Source organism: Actinomycetota bacterium (assembly GCA_019347575.1).
Taxonomy (GTDB): domain Bacteria; phylum Actinomycetota; class Nitriliruptoria; order Nitriliruptorales; family Nitriliruptoraceae; genus JAHWKY01.
This window is the reverse complement of sequence record JAHWKY010000068.1, coordinates 1-8,739: the sequence shown is the minus strand read 5'-3', so window position 1 is coordinate 8,739 and position 8,739 is coordinate 1. Positions and strand designations below refer to the sequence as shown.

Annotated in this window: 10 protein-coding genes; 6 read left to right on the top strand and 4 right to left on the bottom strand. The window is 73.0% G+C overall.

Going from position 1 to position 8,739, the window contains the following annotated elements; translation table 11 throughout:
• The 3 genes from KY469_21640 to KY469_21630 form a co-directional block, all read left to right on the top strand.
• On the top strand, positions 1-470 hold a 470-nt coding region (locus KY469_21640), incomplete at its 5' end, for a helix-turn-helix domain-containing protein (GenBank protein MBW3665706.1).
• A gap of 180 nt (positions 471-650) precedes the next feature.
• Positions 651-2,114 carry a helix-turn-helix domain-containing protein gene (locus KY469_21635; GenBank protein MBW3665705.1) on the top strand — a complete coding sequence of 488 codons (1,464 nt, stop codon included), beginning with the start codon at positions 651-653 and terminating at the stop codon, positions 2,112-2,114.
• Positions 2,111-2,608, top strand: a complete 498-nt coding sequence (locus KY469_21630; GenBank protein MBW3665704.1) for a methylated-DNA--[protein]-cysteine S-methyltransferase — start codon at positions 2,111-2,113, stop codon at positions 2,606-2,608. The genes KY469_21635 and KY469_21630 overlap by 4 nt, the downstream gene beginning before the upstream one ends.
• Before the next feature lie 34 nt (positions 2,609-2,642).
• Here the strand turns inward: KY469_21630 and KY469_21625 are convergent, their stop codons facing one another.
• Complete coding sequence (locus KY469_21625; protein ID MBW3665703.1) at positions 2,643-3,449, bottom strand: enoyl-CoA hydratase/isomerase family protein; 807 nt, start codon at positions 3,447-3,449, stop codon at positions 2,643-2,645.
• Between the two features lie 87 nt (positions 3,450-3,536).
• Between KY469_21625 and KY469_21620 the strand changes: the two genes are divergently transcribed.
• From KY469_21620 to KY469_21610, 3 genes are read left to right on the top strand one after another with little or no spacing between them, the layout of a single operon-like run.
• Complete coding sequence (locus KY469_21620; protein ID MBW3665702.1) at positions 3,537-3,947, top strand: dehydratase; 411 nt, start codon at positions 3,537-3,539, stop codon at positions 3,945-3,947.
• A 17-nt stretch (positions 3,948-3,964) separates the two neighbouring features.
• Positions 3,965-4,453 (top strand): MaoC family dehydratase N-terminal domain-containing protein, encoded by a 489-nt coding sequence (locus KY469_21615; GenBank protein MBW3665701.1) that lies wholly within the window; start codon positions 3,965-3,967, stop codon positions 4,451-4,453.
• Positions 4,446-4,994: a PaaI family thioesterase gene (locus KY469_21610; protein ID MBW3665700.1), complete on the top strand. Its 549-nt coding sequence runs from the start codon at positions 4,446-4,448 to the stop codon at positions 4,992-4,994. Before KY469_21615 ends, KY469_21610 begins: the two co-directional genes overlap by 8 nt.
• Before the next feature lies 1 nt (position 4,995).
• On the opposite strand, the gene KY469_21605 is transcribed toward KY469_21610, so the two are convergent.
• From KY469_21605 to KY469_21595, 3 genes are all read right to left on the bottom strand, one after another.
• The gene (locus KY469_21605; GenBank protein MBW3665699.1) at positions 4,996-5,826 is read right to left on the bottom strand and encodes an enoyl-CoA hydratase/isomerase family protein; all 831 of its coding nucleotides are present in this window, start codon (positions 5,824-5,826) and stop codon (positions 4,996-4,998) included.
• A gap of 14 nt (positions 5,827-5,840) precedes the next feature.
• Positions 5,841-6,827 (bottom strand): LLM class F420-dependent oxidoreductase, encoded by a 987-nt coding sequence (locus KY469_21600; protein ID MBW3665698.1) that lies wholly within the window; start codon positions 6,825-6,827, stop codon positions 5,841-5,843.
• Between the two features lie 26 nt (positions 6,828-6,853).
• Positions 6,854-8,739 (bottom strand): acyl-CoA dehydrogenase family protein (locus tag KY469_21595; protein MBW3665697.1); only part of this gene is annotated, 1,886 nt, incomplete at its 5' end.

Below are 8,739 nucleotides of genomic sequence, written 5' to 3'. Positions count from 1 at the left end.
CAGCGGCCTCGACGGGTGCAGGGTCGGTTGTATTCGTCCTTGGTGAAGCGGGCATCGGCAAGAGTCGGCTGGGCGCGAGAAACGACGGAGCTCGCCGCAGACCGTGGGTTTGGGCCAACCAAGCCGTGGCGGCGGAGTTGGGGTGCAGCCAGGCGACGGTGGGCAAGTGGCGGTCGCGGTTCGTGGCCAAACGGCTGGTCGGCTTGGCCGATGATCACCGCTCGGGCGCGCCCCGCACGGTCACCGACGACCCCCAGTTCCAAGCGCGCCTGCCGCTGCTGCCCCGGGACCGGCACGGCAGCGACATGCTCCCGTTCCCCGTCCGGATCGTCGACGAGGAGCTGCCGCCCCCGGGTCGTGCTCCGACCGTGGGCCAGCACACGCACGAGGTGCTGCGGGAGGTCGCCGGCTACGACGACGCGACGATCGCCCACCTCGACGAGTCCGGGGCGCTGGGCCCCGGTCCGTGAACGGTGTGTCCTGGCCGCGCGAACGGCGCGTTCGCGCGCCTGCCGTCGTGCGGCTCGTGGCAGCGGGATGTTCCTGTCCGATTACCGCCAGTCGCGTCGCATCGGGTACGCCATCATCGTGGCCGCAGGCAGGGAGGAGGTGCGGTGGTGGACGTGGACGGTGGGCGCGTTCACCCGGCGATCGAGCTGAGCTTCGAGGAGTGCTACCGGGCGGTTGCCAGTCGCGACGCCCGCTTCGACGGCCGGTTCATCGTCGGGGTGACGTCGACGGGCATCTACTGCCGCCCGAGCTGTCCTGCACCGGTGACGCCGAAGGCCGCGAACGTGCGCATCTTCCGGACGGCCGCGGCTGCGCAGGCCGCGAGGCTCCGCGCGTGCAAGCGCTGCCTCCCGGATGCTGCCCCGGGTACCCCCGACTGGGACCTGCGGGCCGACCTCGCCGGACGTGCGATGCGGCTCATCGCGGACGGGGCCGTCGACCGCGCCGGGGTTCCGGGGCTCGCACGCCAGCTGGCGGTGAGTGAACGTCACCTCCGGCGGGTCCTCGTCGACGAGCTCGGTGCGACACCCATCGAGTTGGCACGGTCGCAGCGGGCCACCACGGCCCGGGTCCTCATCGAGACCACGAACCGCCCCTTCTCGGAGATCGCCTTCGCGGCCGGGTTCTCGAGCATCCGTCAGTTCAACGCGACGGTCCGTGAGGTGTTCGACCGTACGCCGACGCGTCTGCGTCAGGTGTCCCGCCACCGTCCCCGGGTCGGCCCACCCGGGACGATCGCCGTACGTCTGGCGCATCGCACACCGTTCGACGCCCGAGCGATGCTGCGGTGGTTCGCGACCCGGGCGATCCCCGGGGTCGAGGAGGTGGTCGATGGGACCCTGCGGCGCACCCTGCGGCTACCGCGGGGTGCGGCGACGGTGGAGCTGCGGCCTGACGGCGACCACGTGTTGGGCACCCTGCGCCTGGACGACCTCGCCGACCTCCCGTCGGCGGTGGAACGGTGCCGGCGCCTTCTCGACCTCGACGCCGATCCGGCCAACATCGCTGAGGTGCTGACCGCGGATCCCGGGCTCCGTCCGATGGCGGCGCGACGCCCAGGACTGCGGGTTCCCGGGACGGTGGACGGGGTCGAACTCGCGGTCCGGGCGGTGCTCGGCCAGCAGGTCTCGGTGGCGGCTGCCCGCACGATGGCGGCCCGGCTCGTCGCGCGGTGCGGGGTACCCCTCGCACATCCGGATGGCACGCTCACCCGGACGTTCCCGACCGCGGCCGCGATCGCAGACGCCGACCTGGCCCCGGTCGGTCTGACGGGGCCGCGTCAGCGAACGCTGCGGGACCTCGCCGAGACGATCGCCGAGGAAGGGCTCCCACTGGATGGAGCCGGCGACCGTGCCGACGTCCGACAGCGCCTCGCGGCCATCCCGGGCATCGGACCGTGGACACTCGAGTACATCACCATGCGCGCCCTGCGCGACCCCGACGCGTTCCCCGCATCGGACCTGGGGTTGCGACGCCGCGCCTCGGCGCTCGGGCTCGCGGGATCCGGTGCCGAGCTCGACAGACGAGCCGAACCCTGGCGCCCCTGGCGGGCGTACGCCGCGCAGATGCTGTGGACCGTCGACCCGAACGGAGCGGCAGGATGAAAACCGACGCCCTGGCCCGGACCGAGCACGACACGCAGTACGGGCAGCTCACGCTGATCGCGTCGCACGAGGGCCTGCGCGCGGTCACGTGGCCCGACGCCGACCACGAGGTTCAGATCGACGGGGAGACCGAGGACGATCCCGGACACCACCTCCTGGTGGAGGCCGTCGCGCAGCTCGATGCGTACGCAGCAGGCGCCCGGCGGAACTTCGATGTGCCACTCGATCTGCGCGGGACCGAGTTCCAACTAACCGTCTGGCGGCAACTCACCGAGATCCCGTACGGGCACACCAGCACCTACGGCGACGTCGCCCGCGACATCGGACGTCCCCGGGCGGTCCGGGCCGTCGGGGGCGCGATCGGACGCAACCCGGTGCCGATCATCGTCCCCTGCCATCGGGTCATCGGCAGCGACGGCTCCCTCACCGGCTTCGGTGGCGGTCTCGACCTCAAACGCTCGCTGCTCGACCACGAGCGGTACGTCAGCCTCTGACGTCTGGCCCACCCGTGACGGACACGTCTTCGCGTCAGCGCAGGCGCCACTCGACCCGCTCGCCCCGCTCGAAGCGCTGCTGGCCCATCGCCAGGGCCTCCTCGCTATTGCCGGCACTGATCAGCGGGATGGCCGCGTCGAGCGCCTGGGAGCGCGACAGCTCCGCCGCGGTCCACACCGACCGCAGGGTGCCCTGCACGGCCAGCGGCGGCTGGGACGCGATCGTCCTGGCGACGCGGCCGGCTGCCTCGGCCAGGTCGTCGCGCGCGACGACCTCGCTGACGAACCCGATCTGGTGGGCGCGCTCCGCCGACATACGCTCGTGCGCCCCCATCAGCTGCATGCGCAGGACCTCACCCAGCGGCATGCGCTGGGCCATGTGGACGGACTCGAACACCGCGGCCATGCCGTAGGTGACGTGCGGATCGAAGAAGGTCGCGTCCTCCGAGGCGATGATCACGTCGACCTCGCCGAGGAGGTAGAACGCCCCGCCGCACGCGATGCCCTGGACGGCGGCCACCACCGGCTTCCACAGATCGTTCGCCTTCGGGCCGAGCCAGGCCCCGGGGTCGTCGAAGTGGAACGGTCCCCCGACCTCGCCGATCGCCATGTCGGCGTCCTCGCCCAGCGCGGCGTCGCGGTCCACCCCGGTGCAGAACGCGTCCCCAGAGGCGTCGAGCACGACGCAGCGCACCGCATCGTCCTCACGCAGGCTGCGCCACACGGTCCGCAGCTCCTCGAGCATGCGCCCGTCGAACGCGTTCATCACGTCGGGCCGGTCCAGTGTCACGTGGGCGACGTGCTCGTCGATCCGGAGGCCGATCGTCTCGAAGCGGTCCATGCGCGCCTCCCGTCTGGAGTGTCGGCCGGCGGAACGGTAGCGTCTGGACGCCAGTGACCTGACGACCCGTCAGATGGAGGCTGCCCCGTGAGGTTCGACGAGATCGCCGAGGGCGACACGGCCCCCGCGGTGACGCACACGCTGACGCGCACCGACCTGGTGCGGTACGCCGGCGCATCGGGCGACTTCAACCCGATGCACCACGACGAGGTCAAGGCCAAGGAGGCCGGGCAGCCGAGCGTGTTCGGCCACGGGATGCTGTCGATGGGCATCGTGGGCCGGGCGCTGACCGACTGGGTGGGCCCCGGGGCGCTGCGTCGCTACAAGGTCCGCTTCAAGGCGCAGACCTGGCCCGGGGACGAGCTCACGACGCGCGTCGTGGTCACCGGGAAGCGCGAGCAGGACGGCGAGTGCCTGGTGGACCTCGAGTGCGCGCTGGTCAACGGCGACGGCGACGAGGTGGTCGTCGGATCGGCGACCGCGGCGGTCGAGCGATGAGCGGGGAGAGCGAGGGTATGAGCGTCGACCGGTACGTGGGCGCGAGCCTCCCGCCGCAGACCGTCGTGGTGGAGCGCGGTCCCGTCGCGGCCTTCGCGGAGGCGGTGACCGACGACGACCCGGTCTTCCGCGACCCCGGCGCGGCTGCCGAGGCCGGGTTCGACGCGATCCCGACGCCCCCGACCTGGCCGATGGCCATGCACCACTGGGGCGCCTTCCCCGAGCTCCAGCCCGACGACGCCGGCGGGGAGCATCCGATGTGGGCGATCATCGGCGAGCTGACGGCCGACGGCGGCCTGATCCTCCACGGCGAGGAGGAGTTCGTCTACCACCGCCCCGTCCTGGTCGGCGACGTGCTGACCAGCAGCGGCCGGGTCTCGGAGATCTACACCAAGGACGGCTCCGGCGGCGGCACGATGACCTTCGTCGTGACCGAGACCGACTGGCGCGACGAGGACGGCGAGCCGGTCGTCACCGAGATCCGCACGATCATCCACCGTGGCTGAGGACACCGCGACGCAGGAGGACGAGGCCGGGGATCCCCGCGCCGGCATCGACCACCCCCGCATGGACGAGATCGTCGCCGCCTACCGGCGCGGCGGCTGGGACGAGGGTGACGTCCTCCCCTACCACAGCCTCGGCTGCTTCGGGTGCGGACCCGACAACGACACCGGGTTCGGGTTGGAGATCGTGGCCGGCCCGGGCAGCGAGGTCCACGCCACGACCACGCTGGCGCCACGGTTCAAGGGCGGCCCGGGCGTGGCGCACGGCGGTGCGACCGCGGCCGTCTTCGACGACCTGCTCGGCTTCGTGCTGATGCGGGTGCTCGTGCCGGCGGTCACACGCGAGCTGTCGGTGACCTACCTCCACCCCGTGCTCCTCGGCGTGCCGATCGACATGAAGGGGTGGTGCGACCGACGGGACGGACGCGAGCTGCACCTGTCCGGCGAGATGGTCCAGCAGGGCGAGGTCGTCGCGCGCGCGACGGGCGTGTTCGTGCACGTGCCGCCGGACTACCTCGCACGCCGGAGCGGCGTCGTCGACTAGCTCACCAGCCGCGGAAGTCCGGGTCCCGACGCTCCACGAACGCGCGGACGCCCTCCTGGGCGTCACGGCTGGACTGGACGAGCTCCTGCGCCGTGGCCTCCTCCAGCAGGGCGGTGGCCCGGTCGACGTCCAGCGCCCGGTTGATCAGACGCTTGGTCTGCGCGAGCGCGACGGTCGGACCGCTCGCCAGCCGGCTCGTGACGTCGTCGACGGCGGCGCGCAGCGCCTCCGCCGGCACCGCGCGGGTCACCAGCCCCAACTCGGCGGCCCGCGGTGCCTCCAGCGGGTCGCCCAGCATCAGGAGCTCCTTCGCCCGCAGCGGCCCGACCAGCCGTGCCAGCAGGTACGCCGAGCCGGCGTCGGGGACGATCCCCCGCTGCACGAACGACAGCACGAAGCGGGCGTCGGACGCAGCCAGGACGACGTCGCAGGCGAGCGCGAGCGGCACGCCCCCACCCGCGGCCACCCCCTCCACCGAGGCCACGACCGGGACGTCGCAGTCCAGCACCGAGGTGATCAGCCGCTGCCAGCCACGCTGGAGCAGCCTCGTGACCTCGCCCGGGGCGCGGTCGGGTGCGTCGTCCGGGCGGGGCGCGGGCGGCTGGGGAACGCGCAGGTCCGCCCCGGCGCAGAAGGTCCCACCGGCGCCGGACAGGACGACCGCCCGCACGCCGACGTCGGCCGACGCGTCGCGGAGGAGGTCGCCCAGGCGATCGCGCATCCGCCACGTCAGCGCGTTGCGGGTCTCGGGCCGATCGATCGTGATGCGTGCGATGCCCTCGGCGACCTCGTAGGTCACCAGCTCCTCGACCGGTCGGTCCTCGTCGCTCATGCTCCCTCCTCCGCTCAGCTCAGCGCGTCGGCCAGGAGGCGCAGCGTGGCCGGGTCGTGCGACATGACGAGCAGGGTGTCGACGGGACTGGCGATCCACGCCTGGAGCCGTTCGCGGATGCGACCGGGGGGGCCGCACAGCGCGATGCCGTCGGCGAGTGCGTCCGGGACGGCGTGCACGGCAGCCTCCCGGTCGCCGTCGAGGAACAGCTTCTGGACGCGTTCGGCGCCGTCGGCGAACCCCATCCGGCCGATCACGTCCTTGTGGAAGTTGGCGCGCTCCGCCCCCATCCCGCCGATGTAGAAGGCGAGGCTGAGCTTGACCGCCAGCAGCGCCTCCTCGACGTCGTCGTCCACGACGACGTGGACGGGGCAGGCGATGTGCCAGCCGTCGTCGGCAGCGGCGAGCGTCTCGCCGTACAGGTCGTCGAAGCGGTCGGGCAGCATGAAGATCGGCAGCCAGCCGTCGGCGATCTCGGCGGCCAGCGCGACGTTCTTCGGACCCTCGGCGCCGAGGAGGACCGGGAGGTCGGAGCGGAGCGGGTGGGTGGTGATCTTGAGCGGCTTGCCCAGCCCCGTGCCGTCGGGGTGCGGCAGCGGGTAGTGCTCGCCGTCGTTGGTGACCGGCCCCTCCCGGGCCCAGATGTCGCGCAGGATCCCCACGTACTCGCGGGTGCGGGCCAGCGGGGCGGGGAACGGCTGGCCGTACCAGCCCTCGACGACCTGGGGCCCGGACACGCCCAGTCCGAGTGAGAACCGTCCCCCGGTGAGGTGGTCCATCGTCACCGCGGTCATCGCGGTGCAGGCCGGCGTGCGGGCGGACACCTGCATCAGGCCGGTGCCGAGCTCGATACGGCTCGTGTTGGCGCCGATCCAGGCGAGCGTCGAGACCGCGTCGGATCCGTAGGCCTCCGCGGTCCACACCGAGCGGTAGCCCAGACGCTCGGCCTCCCGTGCCAGCGGGACGTCGTCGCGTGCGTCGGCGGCCCAGTACCCGAGCATCAGTCCGAGGTCGAGGTCGCCCGGCCTCACCCGTCACCGTCCGGTGCCGCGTCGTCCCGGGGGAGCCCCAGGATGCGCTCGGCGATGACGTTCTTCTGCACCGCGGTCGTCCCGCCGGCGATCGTGAGGCACTGGGTCTGGAGGAACGCGTACGTGGCCTTCGCGGCGGGGCCCTCGGCGGTCGCGCCCAGGGGTCCGAGGGCGTCGACGGCCAGCTCCGCACAGTCCTGCGCGTGGAGGCCACCCACGAGCTTGCGCACGCTCGCGCTGGCGCCGGGCTCCACCCCCGACACCTGCCGGAGGGTGGTCCGGAACCCGAGCAGCGACAGCACCTGTCCCCCGCAGATCAGCGCCCCCAGCCGGTCGCGCAGCACCGGATCCTCCGGGTCCCCGTGCTCGGCGATCAGCCCGATGGTCCGCTCGACCCCGGAGCCCATCGACGAGCCGGAGCTCATCGCGACGCGCTCGTTCGCCAGCGTCGTGCGTCCCACCTCCCAGCCCTCGTTCACGGGCCCGAGGACGTCCTCGTCGGGCACGAGGACGCCGTCGAGGAAGATCTCGTTGAACATGTCGTTGCCGGTGAGCTCCCTGAGCGGTCGCACGTCGAGCCCGTCGGCGTCCATGTCGACGAGGAACGCGGTGATCCCCTCGTGCTTGGGGACGTCCGGGTCGGTCCGCGCCAGGCACAGCGCGTGGTCCGCCGACCGCGCGAGCGAGGTCCACACCTTCTGCCCGGTCAGCACCCAACCGCCGTCCGTGCGTTCAGCCCGGGTGCTGAGCGCGGCCAGGTCGGAGCCGGCCTCCGGCTCGGAGAACATCTGGCACCACGTGATCTCGCCGCGCAGGGTGGGGCGGATGAACCTCTCCCGCTGCTCGTCCGAGCCGTGCGCGATGATCGTCGGGAGGATCCAGTCGCCGATCACGAGGTCGGGGCGTTCGACACCGGCGGTCGTGAACTGCTCCTCGATGACGAGCTGCTCGACGGGACCGGCGTCGCGACCCCAGGGCTCCGGCCAGTGCGGCCGGTGGTAGCCGGAGTCCGCGAGGGCGGCGCGGCGGTCCGTCGGGTCCTCGGGCAGGTCGTCGAGGAACGCCCGTACCTCCTCGCGGAGCCCGTCGACGTCCGCGAGATCGCCCAGCTCGACGCTGAGCTCGCGGCGCGCGCCGGCCAGTGCCAGCCCGCACACCCGGTCGCGCCACACGGACGTCCCGCCCAGGAGCTGACGGACCGCGGTCGCGCGGCGCAGGTACAGGTGCGCGTCGTGCTCCCAGGTGAAGCCGATCCCCCCGAGGATCTGGATGCACTCGAGCGCGCACGACACGGCGGCGTCGAACGCGGTCGCGCCCGCGACAGCCGTGGCCAGGGCACGCTGATCCGGGTCGTCGCTGGTCGCCAGGGCCCGGGCGGCGTCCCACGCGGCCGCGCGCACCTGCTCGACGAGCACGAGCAGGTCGGCGCACCCGTGCTTGACCGCCTGGAACTGGCCGATGGGGCGGCCGAACTGGCGACGCACCTTGGCGTGCTCGGTCGCGGTCTCCTGGCACCAGGCGGCGACGCCGGCGGCCTCGGCGGCCAGCACGGCGACGGCGGCCCCGCGCACGGCGTCCGGGCCGAGCCCGGTGAGCAGCCGATCCTGCCCGACCGTGAGGTCGACGGAGACCTCGCAGACGGGGCGCGTCAGGTCGAGGCTGTCCCGCTCGCGGACGTCCACCTCGTCACGGCGCACCACGGTCCAGACCTCGGCCCCGTCGCCGTCGCGACCGCCGAGCAGGATGAGGTCGGCGTCGCCCGCGGCGAGCATCGCCGGCACGACCCCGGTGAACCGGACGCCGGTGTCGTCGCGTGCGACCGTCAGATCGTCCGGCGTGAGGGAGAGCGTCGCGGCGGCCGAACCGTCGGCGAGCCGCGGCA